Source organism: Actinokineospora lacus (assembly GCF_053813445.1).
The window spans coordinates 69254-89509 of sequence record NZ_JBQERA010000006.1 but is presented as its reverse complement, the minus strand read 5'-3'; the positions used below and the strand labels follow the sequence as shown (position 1 = coordinate 89509).

At 73.1% G+C, this 20256-nt stretch carries 12 protein-coding genes; 7 read left to right on the top strand and 5 right to left on the bottom strand.

The features are described from left to right. Positions 1-45: 45 nt before the first annotated feature. Positions 46-651, bottom strand: coding sequence for a DUF642 domain-containing protein (locus ACTG9Q_RS16280; RefSeq protein ID WP_455573625.1), 606 nt, complete (start codon positions 649-651; stop codon positions 46-48). Positions 652-810: 159 nt separating this feature from the next. Here ACTG9Q_RS16280 and ACTG9Q_RS16275 point away from each other — a divergent pair, with 159 nt between their 5' ends. After that, positions 811-3915, top strand: a complete 3105-nt coding sequence (locus ACTG9Q_RS16275; protein ID WP_455573624.1) for a S8 family serine peptidase — start codon at positions 811-813, stop codon at positions 3913-3915. A gap of 1 nt (position 3916) precedes the next feature. Here the strand turns inward: ACTG9Q_RS16275 and ACTG9Q_RS16270 are convergent, their stop codons facing one another. From ACTG9Q_RS16270 to ACTG9Q_RS16260, 3 genes are all read right to left on the bottom strand, one after another. Then, complete coding sequence (locus tag ACTG9Q_RS16270; protein WP_455573623.1) at positions 3917-4972, bottom strand: hypothetical protein; 1056 nt, start codon at positions 4970-4972, stop codon at positions 3917-3919. Positions 4973-5037: 65 nt separating this feature from the next. Further along, on the bottom strand, positions 5038-6120 hold the full coding sequence (locus ACTG9Q_RS16265) for an NAD(P)/FAD-dependent oxidoreductase (protein ID WP_455573622.1): 1083 nt from the start codon (positions 6118-6120) through the stop codon (positions 5038-5040). A gap of 185 nt (positions 6121-6305) precedes the next feature. Next, positions 6306-7583, bottom strand: coding sequence for an ROK family protein (locus tag ACTG9Q_RS16260; protein ID WP_455573621.1), 1278 nt, complete (start codon positions 7581-7583; stop codon positions 6306-6308). Positions 7584-7755: 172 nt separating this feature from the next. Between ACTG9Q_RS16260 and ACTG9Q_RS16255 the strand changes: the two genes are divergently transcribed. From ACTG9Q_RS16255 to ACTG9Q_RS16235, 5 genes are read left to right on the top strand one after another with little or no spacing between them, the layout of a single operon-like run. Continuing rightward, positions 7756-9447, top strand: coding sequence for an ABC transporter substrate-binding protein (locus ACTG9Q_RS16255; RefSeq protein WP_455573620.1), 1692 nt, complete (start codon positions 7756-7758; stop codon positions 9445-9447). Further along, complete coding sequence (locus ACTG9Q_RS16250; RefSeq protein WP_455573619.1) at positions 9444-10433, top strand: ABC transporter permease; 990 nt, start codon at positions 9444-9446, stop codon at positions 10431-10433. Before ACTG9Q_RS16255 ends, ACTG9Q_RS16250 begins: the two co-directional genes overlap by 4 nt. Before the next feature lie 11 nt (positions 10434-10444). Further along, on the top strand, positions 10445-12244 hold the full coding sequence (locus ACTG9Q_RS16245) for a dipeptide/oligopeptide/nickel ABC transporter permease/ATP-binding protein (RefSeq protein ID WP_455573618.1): 1800 nt from the start codon (positions 10445-10447) through the stop codon (positions 12242-12244). Continuing rightward, positions 12241-13206 (top strand): ABC transporter ATP-binding protein, encoded by a 966-nt coding sequence (locus tag ACTG9Q_RS16240; protein ID WP_455573617.1) that lies wholly within the window; start codon positions 12241-12243, stop codon positions 13204-13206. The genes ACTG9Q_RS16245 and ACTG9Q_RS16240 overlap by 4 nt, the downstream gene beginning before the upstream one ends. Then, positions 13203-15278 carry an alpha-galactosidase gene (locus ACTG9Q_RS16235; RefSeq protein WP_455573616.1) on the top strand — a complete coding sequence of 692 codons (2076 nt, stop codon included), beginning with the start codon at positions 13203-13205 and terminating at the stop codon, positions 15276-15278. The genes ACTG9Q_RS16240 and ACTG9Q_RS16235 overlap by 4 nt, the downstream gene beginning before the upstream one ends. Before the next feature lie 289 nt (positions 15279-15567). On the opposite strand, the gene ACTG9Q_RS16230 is transcribed toward ACTG9Q_RS16235, so the two are convergent. After that, positions 15568-17697 carry an alpha-galactosidase gene (locus ACTG9Q_RS16230; RefSeq protein WP_455573615.1) on the bottom strand — a complete coding sequence of 710 codons (2130 nt, stop codon included), beginning with the start codon at positions 17695-17697 and terminating at the stop codon, positions 15568-15570. 90 nt (positions 17698-17787) lie between these two features. On the opposite strand from ACTG9Q_RS16230, the gene ACTG9Q_RS16225 reads away from it, so the two are divergent. Continuing rightward, a complete protein-coding gene (locus tag ACTG9Q_RS16225) occupies positions 17788-20226 on the top strand; it encodes a glycoside hydrolase family 2 protein (protein ID WP_455573614.1) in 2439 nt (812 codons plus the stop codon). The last annotated feature ends 30 nt before the right edge of the window (positions 20227-20256 follow it).

Here is a 20256-nt window from a genome sequence, read left to right as displayed (position 1 = left end):
CGCGCCCAGTCGATCAACCCCGGCCCGCCGCGGACCTCGCCCGGGTCAGAGCTGCTGGGCCGCCCGCACGTCGGCGAGCACGGCGCCGCACTTGCCCGCGGCGTCCGCCATGGACTCAAAGGAGACCCGGTGGCTCTCCTTGGTCGCGACGAAGCTGAAGGTGTGCGTCTCCCAGCCCCGGATGGGGTCGACCCGCGCGCCCTGGCCGCGGCCGTCGAGCCGGATGCGGAAGGGCACGTTCTCCTCCTGCGCGCAGGAGGGGTGCATCGACAGCGTCGTGTCGAAGGTGACCTTGATCCGGGCGCCCGGCGCCAGGTTGGGGAGGACCTGCCCCAGACCGCCCTGCGTGTGGTGCCCGTTCAGGTCGACGCACTGCATCTCGTCCTCCCGGCCGCACAGGACGGCCGAGTAGACGTCGACCCCGCCCTTGATCAGCTCCCAGCGCAGCCTCTCCTCGTTTTCCGGGTTGTTGTAGAAGGTCGTGTAGTTGCCCGCCACGTACGGGTCCTCGAAGTTCCCGTTGACGACGGCGACCTCGCGGTCCAGCTCGGCGGCCGCGGGCGGGGCGGTCGCGGCCATCGCCGCGAAGGCCGTCGCGCACACCGTCAGCGCCAAGCCCCTACCCCGCCGAGTCTTCAGCTTGTCCTTCACAGAACGTCCCTTCCCGGAGCACCGACCACCACACGATGCCCCGCCCCCGGCCGCCCCACCCGCCGTGCACCCCCATCGGGTGATTCGCCGGCAAATGGCAAGGGTTTACCTCTCCGGTGGTCTCGACTTGGTTGGAGGGAGCCCACGGAGAGGTTCCCCATGATCAGGAAACTGGCGTGCGTCCTCGTGGCCGTCACCCTGGCCGCTCCGCCACCCGCGGGGGCCGTGTCCGAGGCGGGGCCGGACACCGAGTACGTCGGGGCCATCACCCTGATCACCGGCGACCACGTCACCGTGCGGCGGGTGGGGGACCGGCTGGCCCCCGCGGTCTCGCCCGCGCCCGGCCGCGAGGCCGTGCACTTCGCCACCGTCGGCGACCGCGACCGGCTGCACGTCGTCCCCTCCGACGCCTGGCCCCGCGTCAACGCGGGCACCCTCGACCGCAGGCTCTTCGACGTCGCCACCCTCCTGCGCGAGGGCTACGGCGACGACCGCCGCGCCGACCTCCCGCTGATCACCGGCTCCTCTTTGGACTCCGAAACCCGGCCGAAGGCCGCCCTGGCGAGCACGTGGGCACACCAGGACGCGCCGGTGTGGCTCGACGGCCTGCGCAGGCCGAGCCTGGACGGCACCGCCACCCAGATCGGCGCCCCCTCCGCCTGGAAGTCCGGCCACACCGGCAAAGGCGTCACCGTCGCCGTCCTCGACACCGGCGTCGACCACACCCACCCGGACCTGCGCGACCGGATCGCGGGCAGCCGCAACTTCACCACCGAGCCGTCCACTCGGGACACCGACGGCCACGGCACGCACGTCGCGGCCACCATCGCGGGCACCGGGCGCGCCTCCGGCGGCCGGTACAAGGGCATCGCCCCGGACGCGCGGCTGCTGGTCGGCAAGGTCTGCCACGCCGGCGGCTGCCCGGAGTCGGCCATCCTCCAGGGAATGCGGTGGGCGGCGGAGCAGGGCGCCACCGTCGTCAACCTGAGCCTCGGCGGCCCCGACGCCGCGGGCAGCGACCCGCTCGAACTCGCCGTCGACCAGCTCAGCGCCCGGCACGGCACGCTGTTCGTCGTCGCCGCGGGCAACGATGGCGGTTACGGCGCCGAGACCGTCTCCTCCCCGGCCTCGGCGGACGCGGCCCTGGCCGTCGGCGCGGTGGACCGCGAGGACGGCATCGCGGGCTTCTCCGCCCGCGGCCCCCGGGTGCGCGACGCCGCGATCAAGCCCGAGATCGTCGCCCCCGGCGTGGACGTCGTCGCCGCCCGCTCCCGCCACGCGTTCGGCGAGGGCCGCCACACCGCGCTCAGCGGCACCTCGATGGCCACCCCGCACGTCGCGGGCGCCGCGGCCGTCCTCGCCCAGCGCCACCCCGGGTGGAGCGGCGCCCGGCTCAAGGCCGCCCTCATGGGGTCGGCGCGCCCGCTGCCCGAGGCCGCCGTCTTCGAGCAGGGCGCGGGCCGGGTGGACATCGCCCACGCCCTGGGCCAGACCGTCACCGCCGACCCGCCTGCCCTGTCCTTCGGCCGCACCCCGCACGACGACGACACCCCGGTGACCCGCGCCCTGACCTACCACAACACCACCGCGGCCGAGGTCGAGCTGGGCCTCACCGCCAGCGGCCCTTTCACGGTCAGCGCCGCGGCCGTCACCCTGCCCGCCAACGGAAAGGCGTCGGTCGAGGTGACCGCGACCGCTGGGGTCGGCGCCCTGAGCGGCGCCATCACCGCCCGCTTCGCAGGCCGCGTGATGAGCACCCCGCTGGCCATCGACCGCGAGCCCGAGAGCTACGACCTGACCATCCGCGCGATCGACCGCGCCGGCGCGCCGACCGACGCCAACTTCGCGTTCCTGTTCGGCGGCGCGGAATCGCGCTACCGGCCCATCCCCACCATCGGCGGCACCGGCACGGTGCGCGTCCGCCGCGGCACCTACCACGTCGACGGCGTCATCGGCACCCCGCGCGGGGACGGCACCGCCGACTCGCACAAGGTCGTGCACCCGGTCGTGGAGGTCACCGGGGACACCACCGTCACCCTCGACGCCGCCGCGGCCCGCCCGATCACCGTCGACTTCGCGGCCCGCGGCGTCACCCCCGAGGCCGTCGGCGCGGGCTACAGCCGCAGCGAGGAGAGCAGGCTGCTGCTCACCGGGGTCCTCGGCGACACCTTCGACCGCATCCACCTCGGCCAGGTCGGCCCGCCGGTGGACACCATCACCGCCAACGTCGGCGGCGCGTGGACGGCGCCGGGGCAGCGCGCCTACCACCTCGCCTGGTTCGACTACGGCCACGTCCCGACCGGCTTCACCCGGCGGGTCGAGGACGCCGGACTCGCCCAGGTCGTGTCCACCTACCGACGCCAGGACTCCCGGCACCGCGGCGCCAAGCTGTGGATCGCCAGGGAGCCCCGCTTCCACGAGGCCATCGGCTTCGGCCTCCCGTTCGCCCTGCCTGCCACCCGCACCGAGTACCACAACACCGACGGGCTGACGTGGTCCGCCGAGTTCCACCACAACCGCGGGCAGAGCGCCGAGCACATCGTCATCGGCGGGCCGGTCGACCACCAGCCCGGTCTGTCCTATGCGGACAGCTGGAACACCGCGGTCTTCGGCCCCTCCTTGGCGGGCGGTGACTGGGCGTCCCGGTTCGGCGACACCTTGAGCGTCAACATCCCCCTGTTCAGCGATTCCGCGGACGACCGCTTCGGACTGTCCACACTCGACTACGGCCGCACCGTCCTCTACCAGGACGGCGTCAAAGCGGGCGAGACGAGGCAGCCCGGCCAGGGCTCGTTCGACGTCCAGGAGGAACCGGCCCGCTACCACCTGGCGACCACCGCCACCCGGAGCGCCGCCTACGCCACCCTCGTCACCGCCACCTGGACCTTCACCTCCCAGCGCCCCCAAGGCGGCCCCAAGCCCCTGGACAAGGAGGGCGCCGGTCTGCCCATCAGCGCGATCCGCTTCGCGCCGCGGGACCTCGACGCCCGCAACCGGATCACCGCGGACACCGCGACCGTGGCGATCACCGTGCAGCCCAACAGCGGCTCCGAGCCCAGCCCCACCGCCGCCCTCACCGCCGAGGCGTCCTTCGACGACGGGCGCACCTGGCACCCGCTGGCCGTCACCCGCACCGGCGAGCACACCGCCACGGCCACGGTCCACCACCCGGCGGGCGCCGAGCACGTCTCCCTGCGCGCGAGCACCACCGACCAGCGCGGCAGCGAGGCCGAGCTGACCGTGCTGCGCGCCTACGGGCGCTGAGTCACAGCTCGCTGGTGAACGTGATGCTCAGCCCGTCCTCGGGCGTGACGACGACGCGGCCGTAGGCGTAGAACGACTGCCTGCGCTCGCCCCCGTCGTGCCCGGTGTGGGCGAGGCGCCCGTTCTCCGCGCGCAGGCGGAGGCTGGGCTCGATGTCGCCGTCGGCCCGGTAGTCGACCTGGTAGTGGGCGATGGACCGCAGATCCGGCTGCCGGAGCAGGCGGACGCCCTCGTCGGCGTAGGCGTAGACGTCGGGCGGGCAGCCGGGGGGCGCCTTGGGCGCGTCGGCGAAGCACGCGGTGATGTGCTCGGCGAGGCGGGTGGCCACCGTGCTGGTGAGTTCCGGGGTCGCTTGGTAGGAGACCACGGCGTCGGTCAGGTTCGCGGTGTCCGCGGGCCGCTCACCGGAGCCGATCCGGTTCACGGTGACCGTCTTCTGCGCCGCCCTCAGGTACCGCGACTCCAGGCCCCGCAGCTCGTAGACCCCGGGGTAGACGAAGAACCGGCGCTCGGGGAAGCCCTGCGGGCGGGGACCGCTGACCGGGACCACCACCCCGCCCAGCGTCGCGGTGTCGAAGGCGGGCTCGTTGGTCTGCACCCGCATGGCGACGAGCAGCGGGTCCAGTACCCGCCAGGTGTCGACCAGCCCGGTGTCCGCTCGCTGCGCGCGCAGCACGGCGGAGTGGCGCGAGGACGCCAGGGCGTAGTCGACGCGGACCTCGACGATGTCCTCGGCCAGGTCCGCGTCGTGTTCCAGGGACACCCGCTCGATCACGACGCGCGCCTGCGCCGAGGCGAGAGCGGCCCCGGCCAGCGCGGGATCGACCCCGTCGGCGTACGTCGCCGGGTCGACGGCGGCGTGCGCGGCGGCGGCGTCGCCCCGGGCGATGGCCTCGACGTAGGCCCGCACGGCCGCCAGCGGCGCGTCCCGGTTCCGGTTGCCCACGACGACCACTGCGGCCACGCCCACGACCAGCAGCAGCACGAGCACCAGAGCGCCGATCAGCGCGAGCCCGCGGCGGTTTCCCCGCCCGCCCTCCGTCGACCCACTGCCCACGTCTCCTCCTCACCTCACCACGCGGCCCTCCGAGGACGACGTGTCGCCAGGGGTTCCCGCCCTGATCAGAACGAGGTGGGCACCCAGGGGTTGCGCTGGGCGAAGATCGTCCCCCGGACGACGAGTTCCTTGTAGAGCGCCGCGGGCCGCCCGGTGAGCACCCGCTCCCTTGGCGAGTCGTCCCCGCGCACGAACTGGACGAGGGCGTCGTCGCGGCCCAGGCTGACGCACTGGTTGACGTAGCGGAACCGCAGCCGCCGGGGCTCCCGCCCGGCCAGCCGGTCGGCGATCGCCCTGGCCGCGTGCTGACCGGTCGGCAGGCTCGTCGCGCAGGCCATGCGCAGCTCCTGCCCGCCCGGCATCCGGGCCGCGGCGGCGTCGCCGACGCCGTAGACGTCCGGGTGGGACACCGACCGCAGGGTGTCGTCGACGACCACCCGGCCCGCGGCGTCGACCTCGATGCCCGCGTCCCGGGCCAGGGTGGGCACCCGGAAGCCGACCGTCCACACCGCCGCGTCCGCGCCGACGTGCCCGCCGTCGGCCAGCGACAGCCCGTCCGCGCGCACCTCCGCCACCCGGACCCCCTCGCGCCACTCGACGCCGAGGCGGGTCAGCACCCGCTCCACGTGGCCGCGGCCCTTGGCGGAGAGCCCGGCGCCCAGGCGGTCGGTGAGCAGCAAGACCTTCACCTCCGGCCGGGCCAGTTCGGCCGCCGCCTCGATGCCGGTCAGGCCCCCGCCGACGACCACGGCCGTGCCGCCGCCCGCCAGCCGGTCCCGCAGCCGGACCGCGTCGTCGGCCGAGCCCACGTCATAGGCGTGCTCGGCCGCGCCCGGCGCCGACAGGTCCCCGCGGCTGCCCAGGGCGTAGACGAGCGTGTCGTAGGCGAGCTCGCGGCCGTCGGCCAGCCGTACGGCCCGCGCCCCGGCATCGATGCCCACGACCTCGCCGACCACCAGCGAGACCCCCTTGAGCAGGCCCGAGAGCGGCCGGACGGGCAGCACCTGGCCCGCGGCGAGCTGGTGCAGCCGCACCCGCTCGACGAAGGTGTCCCGCTCGTTGACCAGGACCACCCGCTCCCCAGTGCGGCGCGCGGTCGCGTTAGCCGCCAACAGGCCCGCGTACCCGGCCCCAAGAACCACGATCATCGTCGTCTCCTTCCGTCTGGCAGGAGGACTACGGCGCGCGCGGAAATGTGACAGCAACCCGCAGTGACCCCGACCACCCGGGACCCCGACCACCCGGGACCCCGACCACCCGGGACCCCGACCACCCGGGACCCCGACCACCCGGGACCCCGACCACCCGGGACCCCGACCACGCCGGGGAAGGCTCAGGCGGTGGAGCCCGCCGGGCGCGGCTCGGCCTCGACCAGGTTCCCGGGCAGGCGCAGCCCGGAGTGCAGGGGCACCAGCTCCGACTGCAGCACCATGGCCGCCGCGCCGATCGCCGAGGCCGTGGCCGCCGAGGCGGACAGCCGCACCCGCACCGAGTGGTTGGCCCGGGAGAAGAACGCCCGGTCCAGCTCCTCCTGCAGGATCGGCATGTAGATCGCGCCCGCGATGGCGAAGCTCGGACCGGTCAGGACCACGACCTCGAGGTCCATGATGTTGGCCAGCGTCCGGGTGGCCACCGCCAGGTAGCGCGCCGAGCGCTGCAGCAGGGCCACGGCCGCGGGCTCGCCCTTGCGGGCCGCGCGGCTCACCTTGGCGAAGTCGGCGGCCACCGCCGCGGTGCGGGGGCCGCGCCCGGTCAGCCCGGCGGCCTTGGCCAGCGCCTTGTCCGCGCGCGCCGCGGCGACCACGGCGGTGGGCCCGGCCAGCGCCTCGAGGCAGCCGCGGGCCCCGCACCAGCACTGCGGTCCCTCGGGGTCCAGGCAGATGTGCCCGACCTCGCCCGCGTTCCCGCTGGCGCCGCGGTAGGCGATGCCGTTGACCAGCAGGCCAGCGCCGATGCCGGTGCCCATGTAGAGCGCGGCCATCGTGGCGGCGTTGTCGACCCCGCCGGACCAGTGCTCGCCGAGCGCGGCGGCGGTGGCGTCGTTGTCCAGCAGGACGGGCAGCCCCGTGGCGTCGCCGAGGGCGCTGTCCAGCGGGAAGTCGCTCCACTGGCGCATCGACGGCGGCGGCAGCGCCATGCCGGTGGTGGTGCTGAGCGGGCCGGGGGAGACCAGGCCGAGGCCGAGCACCCGGTCGCGCTCGATGCCCACGCTGCCCACCAGCGCGGCGACCTCGCCGGTCATCCTGGCGACGACGTCGGCGGGCTTGGCCGTGCCCGCCCCCGGCCGGGAGATGCGCCCGACGACGGCTCCGCCGAGGTTGGTCAGCACGTAGGTGATGCCCGCGTGGTCGAGGTGCACGCCGATGGCGTAGCGGGCCGAGTGGTCGAGCTGCAGCAGCACCCGGCGCTTGCCGCCGGTGGACTCCGCGCGGCCGGTCTCGATGACCAGGCCGTCCTCGATGAGGCCCCGGACCACGGTGGAGATGGTGGCCCCGGTCAGGCCCGTCGCGTTGATGAGGCCGACCCGGCTGATGGTGCCCGCGGCGCGGATGACGTCGAGCACCGCTGCCTTGCTGCTCGCGTGGGGCGTCGTTCGAGCCGGTCCGCTCATGGCCATCTCCCGCTTACTTCCTTCGGTTGGCTAAGTCTAACAGCGATCATCGTCCGTCCCGGTTGTTAACGTCAGGTATTGACTTCATTTCTTCAGTGACTTAACAATGTCTCATCTCGATGCAGAGGTGACCGGCGGCATAGCCGGGGCCGCCGCCAAGGAAGGACCTGCCATGCAGTTGAAGGTCAGGCGCCGCACAGGGCGCATCGCCGTGGCCGGGCTCGCCGTGCTGGCCGTCACGGCGGCGGGGTGCGGGTCGTCGGACAGCGGCTCGCCCGGCGCCGCCGACGCCACCCTGGTGGTCTACACAGGACAGGCCGGCGACTACCAGATCAACTTCAACCCGTACTCGCCCACCGTGATCGAGGGCCTGGGCACGATCTACGAGCCGCTGTTCTTCTACAACCAGCTCGGCAAGGGCGAACCCACCCCGCGCCTGGGCACCGCCTACTCCTGGAACGACGACGGCACGGTCCTGACCATCACCCTGCGGGACGACGCCACCTGGTCCGACGGCACGAAGTTCACCGCCAAGGACGTCGTGTTCACCCTGGACATGGTCACCAAGAACCCGACCATGAACGGCACCGGCTACAACGGCAAGGCCGAGGCGGTCGGCGACACCGAGGTCAAGATCACCTTCCCGGAGGCGGCCTACGCCCAGGGCCCGCAGGTCCTCGGCCGCGCGTGGATCGTCCCCGAGCACGTGTGGTCGAAGCTCGCCGACCCGGCCAACGACGTCATCGCCCAGCCGATGGGGACCGGCCCCTTCCTCCTCGACGAGTTCAAGGGCCAGGCGTTCACCCTCAAGTCCAACCCCGGCTACTGGGAGGGCGAGCCCGCGGTGAAGCGGGTCCGCTACCTCGCGCTGTCGGGCAACCAGGCGGGCGCCGACGCCCTCGCCGCGGGCACCATCGACTGGCAGACCGGCCCCGTCCCGGACATCAAGAACGTCGAGAAGAACTACCCCGGCTACAAGGCGATCACCGTCCCGCTGAACCAGATCGGCCTGTTCACCTGCTCCAACACCGCCTTGGGCTGCACCGGCCACCAGACCGACCCCGCCGTGCGCCACGCCATCTACCACGGCATCAACCGCACCCAGCTGAACTCACTGGCCTTCGAGGACACCGCCAGCCCGATCTCGCCCGGGTTCGCGCTGGTCGAGCGGGACGCGGCCCTGCTCTCCGACGGCCTTGAGAACAAGATCGCCCCCATGGAGCCCAACGTGGGCAAGGCGACCGAACTCCTGGAGGGCGCGGGGTTCACCAAGGGCGGCGACGGCATCTACGCCAAGAACGGCAAGCCGCTGGCCTTCAACGTCTTGGTCCCCGCGGGCTGGACCGACTACATCACCGCCGTGGACACCATGGGCCAGCAGCTGCAGGCCGTCGGCGTCAAGCTGACCTCCCAGCAGGTCTCCTGGAACGAGTGGTCGGCCTCGCGCGGCAACGGCAAGTACCAGATGCTGATCGACTCCGTGTACCAGGGCCCGGCCCCGGACCCGTACTACATGTACAGCTACTTCTTCTCCACCGAGACCACCGCGAAGGTCGGCGAGACCGCGCACCCCGGCTACGCCCGCGCCTCGGACCCGCAGATCGACGCCGCGCTCGCCGCGCTGGAGAAGATCGACCTGGCCGACACCAAGGCCCGCAAGCCGCACTTCGACACCATCCAGAAGCGCGTCGAGACGCTCATGCCCTACATCCCGGTGCTGACCGGCGGCACGACGAGCGAGTACAACGACGCGAAGTTCACCGGCTGGCCGACCAAGGACAACCTCTACGCCGTCCCGGCCGTGTGGAGCCGTCCCGACCACTCGCAGATCTTCAAGACGCTCAAGCCCGCGGGATCACCGTGACGTATTTCGCCCGGAAGGGACTGTTCTACCTGGTCGCGCTGTGGGCCGCGGTGACGTTGAACTTCTTCATCCCGCGGCTCATGCCGGGCAACCCGGTGGACAGCCTGATGGCCAAGCTCGCCCAGCGCGGCGGGCAGGTGGGCCCGGAGGCCCGCAGGGCGTTCGAGCTGCTCCTCGGCGCCAACACCGAGGAACCGCTGCTCTCCCAGTACTGGAACTACCTGGTCAACACGGTCAACGGCGAGTTCGGCATCTCGGTCAGCTCCTACCCGACGCCGGTCTCGGAGGTCATCGCCGGGTCGCTGCCCTGGACCGTGGTCCTGGTGGGGATCGCCACGCTGATGTCCTTCGTGCTCGGTGTGGTGCTGGGCATGCTGGTCGGCTGGAAGCGCGGCACCTGGCTGGACTCGCTCATCCCGGTGACCACCGTGCTGGCCGCGGTGCCGTACTTCTGGCTCGCGCTGATCCTGGTCGCGGTGTTCGCGGGCTCGCTGGGCTGGTTCCCGCTCATCGGCGGCTACGACGTCGTGCTGGACCCGGGCTGGAACGGCGAGTTCATCGCCTCGGCGGCCTACCACGGCGTCCTGCCCGCGCTGACCATCGTCATCTCCTCCGTCGGCGGGTGGCTGCTGGGGATGCGCAACATGATGGTCTCGGCCGGGTCGGAGGACTACGTGCTGACCGCGCAGGCCAAGGGCCTGCGCAGCGGCCGGGTGATGGTCCGCTACGCCGCCCGAAACGCGGTCCTGCCGTCGGTGGCCGGGTTCGCCATCTCGCTGGGCTTCGTGGTGTCCGGATCGATCATCACCGAGCAGGTGTTCTCCTATCCCGGCATCGGCTCGAAGCTGCTGCAAGCGGTGAACAACAACGACTACGCGCTCATGCAGGGCATCTTCCTGGTGATCACGGTGGCCGTCCTCGGCGCCAACCTCGTGGTCGACCTGCTGTACGGGCTCATCGATCCGCGCACGCGGGCCCGGTCCTGAGAGGAGCACCCGTGACGAACATCAGCCCCGTGCTCGCCGCGCCCCCGGCCCGGCGCAGCGGCTGGCGGGCCATGCTGCCGAGCTGGTCCCCGCGCCTGGGCGTCGGCCTCGGCCTGGTCGGCGCGATCACCCTGTTCGGCCTCGTGGGCCCGCTGCTCGTCGGCGACCCGGCGGCCATCCGCGACCTCGGCCTGTCCTCGCCGAGCGGCGCGCACCTGCTCGGCACGACGCAGACCGGCCAGGACGTCCTCGCCCAGCTGGCCCACTCCACCAGGGGCTCGCTGCAGATCGGCGTGCTGGTCGGGCTGATGGCCACGGTCCTCTCGGCGTTCTTCGGCGTCATCGGCGCCTACCTCGGCGGCTTCGCCGACGAGTCGTTCTCCTTGTTCTCCAACGTCATGCTGGTCATCCCCGGCCTGCCGCTGGTCATCGTCATCGCGGGCTTCGTGCCCACCGAGTCGCGCGGGTCGTGGACCATCGCTCTGGTGCTGGCGATTACCGGGTGGGCGGCGTCGGCGCGGGTGCTGCGAGCGCAGACGCTGTCGCTGCGCAACCGCGACTACGTGGCCGCGGCGAAGGTGGCCGGGGAGAAGCCGTGGCGCGTCATCGGCGTGGAGATCGTGCCGAACCTGCTGCCGCTGCTGGCCTCCCAGTTCGTCTTCGCCGTGATCATGGCGATCCTCAACGAGGCGGGCCTCGCCTTCCTCGGCCTGGGCACGTCCAACTCCTCGACGCTGGGCACGATGCTCTACTACGCCCAGAACGGCTTCGCGCTCCAGCGGGACGCGTGGTGGTGGTTCGTGCCGCCGGGGCTGCTGATCGCGCTGTTCGGCTGCGGCCTCTCGCTGATCAACTTCAGCATCGACGAGATCATCGACCCGAAGCTGCGCTCCAAGGTCCGCCGCGGCAAGGACACCGTCGCGCCCGCCGCGAAGATCGAGGACAAGGACATCGACTGGGTGCTCACCGTGCGCGACCTGGAAGTCGTGTACAAAGTGGAGCCTCCTGTGCACGCGGTGAAGGGGGTCTCCCTGACGCTGCGCCGGGGGGAGATCCTCGGGCTCGCGGGGGAGTCCGGCTGCGGCAAGACGACCCTGGCCTACGCCATCAACCGGCTGCACCGCCCGCCCGCGGAGGTCACCGCGGGGTCGGTGGTCTTCCACGACCGTGACGGCACCGACATCGACGTGCTCGGCCTGAACCCCGCGCAGCTGCGGGAGTTCCGCTGGGACAAGCTCTCGATGGTCTTCCAGGGCGCCATGAACGCGCTCAACCCGGTCACCACCGTGCGGGCCCAGCTGGACGACGTGCTCACGACGCACCGGCCGGAGATGTCCGCCGCCGACCGCGGGGCCCGGTGCGCCGAGGTGCTGCGGCTGGTCGGGGTCGACCCGGCGCGGCTGGGCTCCTACGCCCACGAGCTCTCCGGCGGCATGCGCCAGCGGGTCATGATCGCCGCGGCCCTGCTGCTCGAACCACAGGTCATGATCATGGACGAGCCGACGACCGCGCTGGACGTGGTCGTGCAGCGCGGAATCCTGCGGGAACTGCTGCGCTTCCGCGACGAGCTGGGCTTCGCGGTCGTCTTCATCACCCACGACCTGCCGCTGCTGCTCGAACTCGCCGACCGCATCGCGGTCATGAAGGACGGCGAGATCGTCGAGTACGACACCGCGGAGAACATCCACCGCGACGCGGTCCACCCCTACACCCGCACGCTGCTGGCGTCCTTCCCCAGCCTGACCGGTGAGCGCGGCGACTATGCCGACCGCCGCGGCGAGCCGGTCTCGCCGGAAGGGGGTCCGCGATGACGAGCACCGTCGAGGTGCGCGACCTGGTGAAGGACTACTGGATTCGCTCCGGCCTGCGGCGGGCGCGGCTGCGCGCGGTCGAGGACGTGTCCTTCACCCTCACCCCGGGCCGGACGCTGGCCCTGGTCGGGGAGTCCGGCTCGGGCAAGTCCACCATCGCCAGGATGATCGCCCGGCTGGAGAAGCCGTCATCGGGCAGCATCCGGCTCACCGGCGAGGACGGCGCCACGGTCCCCGGGCGCGGCTACCGCAACCACGTGCAGATGGTGTTCCAGGACCCGTTCGCCTCGCTCAACCCGTTCCACACCATCGAGCACCACCTGGCCCGGCCGCTGCGCATCCACGGGCGGACCAAGGGCGCCGACGCCACCCGCGAGGAGGTGGAGCGGCTGCTGGAGCGGGTGAACCTGCCCGCGGCCGAGATCGCCCACCGCAGGCCGCACGAGCTCTCCGGCGGCCAGCGCCAGCGGGTGGCCATCGCCCGCGCGCTGGCCCCGGGGGCGAGGGTCGTCGTCGCCGACGAGCCGGTGTCCATGTTGGACGTCTCCATCCGGCTCGGGGTGCTGAAGCTGCTCAACCGGCTGCAGCGGGAGGAGAACCTGGCGATCCTCTACATCACCCACGACCTGGCCACCGCGCGGCACTTCTCCGACGACATCATGGTGCTGTACCGGGGCAGGGTGGTGGAGCGCGGGCCCGCCGACGAGGTGATCCTGCGCCCGCGCCACCCGTACACCCAGCTGCTCGCCGCCGCCGCGCCCGACCCGGACGCGCGCGGCCGGTCGATGGAGACGGGCCTGGAGGTCAGCGGCAACGCCCCGGTGCCCATCGACGACCAGGGCTGCACCTTCCGCGACCGCTGCCCGTCGGCGACGCCGGTGTGCGCGCGGCCGGTGCAGGACTACGCCGTCGCCTACGACCACTACGCCAAGTGCTGGCTGTACGTGGACGGCGCGCGGTGATCCTGGTCTGGACGGGCGGCGGGCTACGGCTGCGCTTCGACACCGGGGCGGACGCGCCGGTGCGGCTGGTCTCCGCGCGCCCTGACGACCGCGAGCCGCGCTCCGCTGTCGGCGTGCCGCTGGTGGAGGTCCAGGCGCTGGGCCACGGGAGGTTCCCCGGCAGCCACCGCTACGCCGACACGGCGGTGGGCGCGAGGCTGCGCTACCGGGGGCACGAGCAGGTCGGCGGGCGGCTGCGGGTCACCCAGTCCGACCCGGTCACCGGACTGGTGGCCACCAGCGTGTTCGAGCGGCACCCGGGTGTGCCCGCGGTCCGGACGTGGACCGAGGTCACGGTCGAGGGCGCGGGCGTGGTGCGCCTGCAGGCGGTCACCTCGGTCGTCACCGGGGCGTTCGTCGCCGACTCCGGCCAGGGCGTCGACGAACTGGACGTGGTGCACGGCGACAGCGACTGGGTCGCCGAGTCGCGGTGGTCCCGCTCGCCGCTGCGCTCGGTCGGTTTGGTCCGGATGGACCCGGTCGCGCACCACCACCCCCCGAGGGGTCGCTTCCCGGTGACCTCGCGGGGGTCGTGGTCCACGGGGGAGCGGCTGCCCACCGGCGTGCTCGTCGCCCGGGACGACTCCTGGGCGCTGGCCTGGCAGATCGAGCACAACGGGGCGTGGCACTGGGAGGTCGGCGAGACCGTCGACGGCGCCTACCTCGCGCTGCTGGGGCCCACCGACGCCGAGCACCAGTGGTCGGTGGCGGTCTCGCGCGGACAGCCGTTCACCAGCGTGCCGGTGTCCATCGCGGTCGCGGGCGGTGGGGTCGACGCGGCCCTCGGCGCGCTCACCGCCCAGCGGCGGGCCGGGCTGCGCCGGGTGCGCCGACCCGACCTGCCGGTGATCTTCAACGACTACATGAACACCCTCATGGGCGACCCGACCACGGCCAAGCTGCTGCCGCTGATCGACGCCGCCGCGGCCGCGGGCGCGGAGTACTTCTGCGTCGACGCGGGCTGGTACGACGAGGACGGCCGGTGGTGGGACAGCGTGGGGGAGTGGCTGCCCTCGGCCACCCGCTTCCCCGGTGGGCTCGGGGAAGTGCTCGACCGCGTCCGGGACCGGGGGATGCTTCCCGGGCTGTGGTTGGAACCGGAGGTGGTCGGCGTCCGCTCGCCGCTCGCCGAGCGCCTCCCGGCCGAGGCGTTCTTCCAGCGCGACGGCGTGCGCGTGGTCGAGCACGGCCGCCACCACCTCGACCTGCGCCACCCCGCCGCGGTGGCGCACCTGGACGAGGTGGTCGACCGGGTCGTCGGCGAGTACGGCGCGGCCTACCTGAAGCTGGACTACAACATCAGCCCAGGGCCCGGCACGGATGTCGGCGGCTCGCCCGGCGCGGGCCTGCTCGAGCACAACCGGGCGCACCTGGCCTGGCTCGACGCGGTGCTGGAGCGCCACCCGGGCCTGCTGGTCGAGAACTGCGCGTCGGGTGGGATGCGGATGGACTACGCCCTGCTCTCGCTGGCGCACATCCAGTCCACCTCCGACCAGCAGAACCCCTTGCTGTACCCGGCGATCGCCGCCGCTGCGCCCGCCTCCGTGCTGCCCGAGCAGGCCGGGAACTGGGCCTACGCCCAGCCCGAGATGGACCCCGAGGCCGCGTCGCACACCCTGGTCGGCGGCATCCTGGGCAGGCTGTACCTGGCCGGGCGCCTGGATTTGATGTCGGCCGCGCAGCTGGACCTGGTCGCCGAGGCGGTGTCCGTCCACAAGGGCCTGCGCGGCGCGATCGCCAGGGGCGTGCCGTGCTGGCCGCTCGGCCTGGCCGGTCCGCACGGCCCGTGGCAGGTCCTCGGCCTGCGCGACGGCGCGGAGACGCTGCTGACCCTGTGGCGCGGCCCCGAGGCGGGGGCCACGCTCGACGTCCCCCTGCCGCACCTGCGTGACATCCGGACCGTGCCGACGGTCCTGTTCCCCAGGGCGGCACAGCAGTGGTCGCTGGAGTGGTGCGGCGACCGCGGCGTCCTGCGGGTCACGAGCCCGCGCGGCGCGCAAGGGGGGAGGGTGATCCGCCTCGCCCCGGCGTGACAACCCTTGCACCGCACAGCGACGAACCAAGGAGGGGCGATCGGGGGCACGAGAATCCGATCTCGCTCCACGAGAACGGTCCCATACCGCCCGCAGTCCTTGGGCGTGCTGGGTCCTGTTCGGCACCTGGCACGGCAGCCACCTCACGCAGAGCGAATCGCTCCCACGTCTGCGGGAGGTGCACGGGCACGCCACGTCACCACCGGTGACGAGCCGCCCGATCCGCGGTAGGTGCCGACACCCTGTGGGGCGGCCACGCTCCGGCCGCCCCACAGTGGCCTGCGCCAGGTCAGGCCCTGGTGGCCCGCACCAGCACCAGGCGCTCCGGGTACAGCACCGGCCCCTGCAGCGCCCCGGCGGCCAAGGCGCGGCCGGGCAGGGTGACGCCCTCCGGGGTCCACCACGGCAGGCGCACGCCCCAGTGGAAGGCGTTGCCGTCGGGCACATCCCCGGGCGGCAGCGGCCGGACGTGGTAGGCGGCGTCGGCGTCCAGGCCGGGCAGGCGCACCGGGCCCGGCGGGTACAGCTCCGTGGTCGCCACCGCGGCGATCGCGAACACCGCGTCCGAGCCGTCGGCGGCCACGACCCCGTGCACCCGGAAGGCGGGGTCGGCGTGGTCGGCGTGCACCGACACGCCGGTGTGCAGCAGGCCCCGCAACTCCTTGTACAGCGCCACCCACTCGGCGAGCCGGGCCCGGTCCTCCGAGGAGGCCGCGGTCAGGTCCCACTCGATGCCGAAGTGGCCGAAAAGCGCGGTACCGGCGCGGAAATCGATCGGGTGGCGCCGCTGGGTGGTGTGCGAGGTCCCCGATCCCACGTGCGTCCCCATCAGCTCCAGCGGGATCAGCAGGTTCGTCCACCGCTGGATCGACTGCCGCTCCAGGGCGTCGATGCAGTCCGAGACCCACACCCGGTCGGTCCGCGCCAGGATGCCCAGGTCGACGCGCCCGCCGCCGGAGGAGCACGACTCGATCTCCACCGACGGGTGCCGGGACCGCAGCTCGTCCAGCAGCCGGTACACCGCCAGGGTCTGGCCGTGCACGCCCGCGCGACCGGTCGGCCGGTGCCCGGCCTCCACCAGGTCCCGGTTGTGGTCCCACTTCAGGTACGCGATCGCGTACTCCGACAGCAGCGCGTCCAGCCGGTCGAGGATGTGGGCGTAGGCGGCGGGGTTGGCCAGGTCGAGCACCTGCTGCGAGCGCGCCCGCCGCGGCAGCCGGTCCCCGCCCGCGGACATGATCCAGTCGGGGTGGGCCCGCGCCAGGTCGGAGTCCTCGTTGACCATCTCCGGCTCGACCCACAGCCCGAACTGCATGCCCAGCCCGGTGACGTGGTCGATGATCGGGCCCAGGCCGTCCGGCCAGACCTCGGCGGAGACGTGCCAGTCGCCCAGCGCGCGGCGGTCGTCGCGGCGCGCGCCGAACCAGCCGTCGTCCAGGACGAAGCGCTCGGCCCCGACCGAGGCGGCGGCGTCGGCCAGCGCCGTCAGGCGGTCCAGGTCGTGGTCGAAGTACACCGCCTCCCAGGTGTTCACCACGACCGGCCTGGGGGACCTCGGGTGCCCTGGCCTCGCCCGCAGGTAGGCGTGGAACCGCGCCGAGACCGCGTCCAGCCCCACGCCGTACGCCCCGTACTGCCACGGCGTCGTGTAGGACTCCCCAGTCGCGAGGACGACCTCCCCGGAGCCCAGCAGCTCCCCGGAGCCCAGCAGCGAGACCGAGTGGTAGGTGCGCTCGGCGATGGTCCGGTGGTTGCCCGACCAGGCCGTGTGGACCGCCCACACCTCCCCGCCGCGGTTGCCGAACCCGGCCGTCCCCGCGGCCAGCAGGTACGCCGAGTCGTACCCGGTGCGGCCGGTGCGGTTCTCCCGCACCCGCAGCCCCTGGGTCCACGCCGTGCGCACCGGGGCGCGCTCGCGCAGGTGGTGGCCGGTGAAGTCGAGCAGCTCCCCGGCGACCGTCGGCACCGGCAGGGTCAGGGTGACCGCGTCGACCTCGAACGGCGTGTCCCCGCGGTTGGTCAGCCTCGCCCGCTGCTTGACCAGCCCCTGCGGCGTCAGCTCGACGCGCAGCTCCAGCTCCAGGCCCGCGTCCTCGGCCACCACGGTCACCGCGTTGCCGTCCTGCGACGCCGCCACGACGGTGAACGCGGTGGAGAAGTCCCGACCGCCGCGGTTGCCGACCAGCCCGGGCGTGCCGAGCCAGCCCGCCGACTGCTCGGGCAGCACGGCGACCTCGACGGGACCGTCCACGGAGAAGCCGATGGGCTGCGGCGACGCGGCCAACCGCAGCGCCGCCAGGGCCTCCGGCGTGAGCGGGCCGAGGTCGGCCCCCCAGTGCACGACCCGGGGCAGGGTTCCGCCCGTGAGGTCGAGCACCAGCGCGACGTCGGCGGCCCGCAGCGACACGATCTCGGGCATTGGTCTAAACCCCCAACTTCGTTGACTTACTTTAGTTGCTGGCGTAAGAATCGAAGCGAGCCTACTCCACCGGCGCTGAGGAGCGAGCACATGATTCGCCAGGAACTGCACGACGGCTGGCGCCTGCGGACCACCGCGGGGCCGGTCCCGGCCGCGATCGCCGGGGCCGACGTGCCCGCCGCCGTGCCGGGGAGCACCCACCTGGACCTGCTCGCCGCCGGGCTCATCGCCGACCCGTACCTCGACGAGGTCGAGGCCGACCTCGCCTGGACCCACCGCGCCGACTGGCAGTACCGCACGGAGTTCACCGCCTCGGCCGCCGCGCCGGGGGAGCGCGTCGAGCTGGCCTTCGACGGCCTGGACACCGTGGCGACGGTGAGCCTCAACGGAACCGTCGTCGGCAGCACGGTCAACATGCACCGCTCCTACCGCTTCGACGTCACCGCCCTGGTGCGCGAGGGCGCCAACGAGCTGGCCGTGGACTTCGGCTCCGCGCTGGCCCACGCCGAGCGGGTCGAGGCCGAGCTGGGCTGGCGCGACCACGTCTACCCGCACCCGTTCAACATGATCCGCAAGATGGCGTGCGCCTTCGGCTGGGACTGGGGCCCCGACCTGCAGACGGCGGGCATCTGGAAGCCGGTGCGGCTGGAGCGCTGGCACACCGCCCGCCTGGCCACCGTGCGCCCGCTGGTCACAGTGGACGACGACGGCACCGGCCGGGTGCGCGTGCACGCCGACGTCGAGCGCGCCGACGAGGACGCCGAACTCACCCTCACCGCAACAGTTTCGGGCATCACGGTGGCGGCCACCGTGCCCCCGGGCGAGACCGGCGCCGTGGTCGAGGTGGAGGTCCCCGACGCCCCGCTGTGGTGGCCCGCCGGGTACGGCGAGCAGCCGCTCTTCGAGCTGGAGGTCACCCTCACCGGCGGGGACGCCTACCGCCGCCGCGTCGGGTTCCGCACGATCACCGTGGACACCGCGCCCGACGAGGTCGGCACGCCGTTCACCTTCGTGGTCAACGGCAAGCCGGTCTTCGCCAAGGGCGCCAACTGGATTCCCGACGACCACTTCCTCACCCGGGTCACCCGGGAGCGGCTGGCCCGCCGCGTCGACCAGGCGGTCGCGGCCAACATGAACATGCTGCGGATCTGGGGCGGCGGCATCTACGAGACCGAGGACTTCTACGACGTCTGCGACGAGCGCGGCGTCCTGGTCTGGCAGGACTTCCCGTTCTCCTGCTCCTCCTACGCCGAGGAGGAGCCGCTGTGGAGCGAGGTCGAGGCCGAGGCGCGGGAGAACGTGGCCCGGCTGACCCCGCACCCGTCGCTGGCGCTGTGGAACGGCAACAACGAGAACCTCTGGGGCTTCGTCGAGTGGGGCTGGCCCGAGCAGCTCCAGGGCAAGACCTGGGGCCTGCGCTACTACACCGAGCTGCTGCCCGCGATCGTGGCCGAACTGGACCCGACCCGGCACTACGCCCCGGGCAGCCCCTACAGCCCCGGCGACATCCACCCCAATGACGAGGACCACGGCACCCGGCACGAGTGGGAGGTCTGGAACCGCGAGGACTACACCCGCTACCGCGCCCACGTCCCGCGCTTCTGCTCGGAGTTCGGCTTCCAGGGCCCGCCCACCTGGGCGACGCTGACCGACTGGGTCCACGACGCGCCGATGACCCCGACCTCGCCGGGCTTCCTGCTGCACCAGAAGGCCGAGGACGGCAACGGCAAGCTCGACCGCGGCCTGGCCCCGCACCTGCCGATCCCCGCGGGGTTCGCCGACTGGCACTGGGCGACCCAGCTCAACCAGGCCCGCGCCGTCCAGTTCGGCGTCGAGCACTTCCGGTCGTGGTGGCCGCGCACCGCGGGCGCGCTGGTCTGGCAGCTCAACGACTGCTGGCCGGTCACGTCCTGGGCGGCCATCGACGGCGACGAGCGCCCCAAGCCGCTCTACTACGCCCTGCGCCGCGCTTTCGCCCCGCGCCTGCTCACCATCCAGCCGCGCGACGGTGTGCCCGCCCTCATCGCGGTCAACGACACCGACGAGCCCTGGGCGGGCGAGCTGCTCCTGCGGCGGCTGACCCTCACGGGCGAGACCGTCGCCGAGGCGAGCCTGCCGCTGGAGGTCGCCGCCCGCGCCGCCGACCGCGTCGACCTGCCCGCCGCCGTGCTCGCGGGCGGGGCCGCCGAGGTGCTGGTCGCGACCGCGGGCGAGGTCCGGGTGATCCACACCTTCGCGGAGGACACCGAGCTGCCCTACGACCCCGCCGCGCTGAGCGCCGAGGTGACCAGGGTCGAGGGCGGCTACCGGGTGGACGTCACCGCGTCGTCCTTCGCCCGCGACATCGCCGTGTTCGCCGACCGGGTCGCCCCCGACGCGGTCACCGACGACATGCTGGTCACCCTGCTGCCCGGCGAGCGGCACGCCTTCCACGTGCGCACCACCGCCACCGTCGACCCCACGGCGTTCACCTCGCCCGAGGTCCTGCGCTCGGCCAACGCGCTGTGCGCGGCGCCGGTGCGCTCATAGACGCGCGATCTGGGGCGCGCGACCCGGGGG

Coding starts and splice junctions, on each gene's coding strand:
- ACTG9Q_RS16275 (WP_455573624.1), top strand. CDS start 811: ATGATCAGGAAACTGGCGTGCGTCCTCGTGGCCGTCACCCTGGCCGCT.
- ACTG9Q_RS16265 (WP_455573622.1), bottom strand. CDS start 6,120: ATGATCGTGGTTCTTGGGGCCGGGTACGCGGGCCTGTTGGCGGCTAAC.
- ACTG9Q_RS16260 (WP_455573621.1), bottom strand. CDS start 7,583: ATGAGCGGACCGGCTCGAACGACGCCCCACGCGAGCAGCAAGGCAGCG.
- ACTG9Q_RS16255 (WP_455573620.1), top strand. CDS start 7,756: ATGCAGTTGAAGGTCAGGCGCCGCACAGGGCGCATCGCCGTGGCCGGG.
- ACTG9Q_RS16240 (WP_455573617.1), top strand. CDS start 12,241: ATGACGAGCACCGTCGAGGTGCGCGACCTGGTGAAGGACTACTGGATT.
- ACTG9Q_RS16230 (WP_455573615.1), bottom strand. CDS start 17,697: ATGCCCGAGATCGTGTCGCTGCGGGCCGCCGACGTCGCGCTGGTGCTC.
- ACTG9Q_RS16225 (WP_455573614.1), top strand. CDS start 17,788: ATGATTCGCCAGGAACTGCACGACGGCTGGCGCCTGCGGACCACCGCG.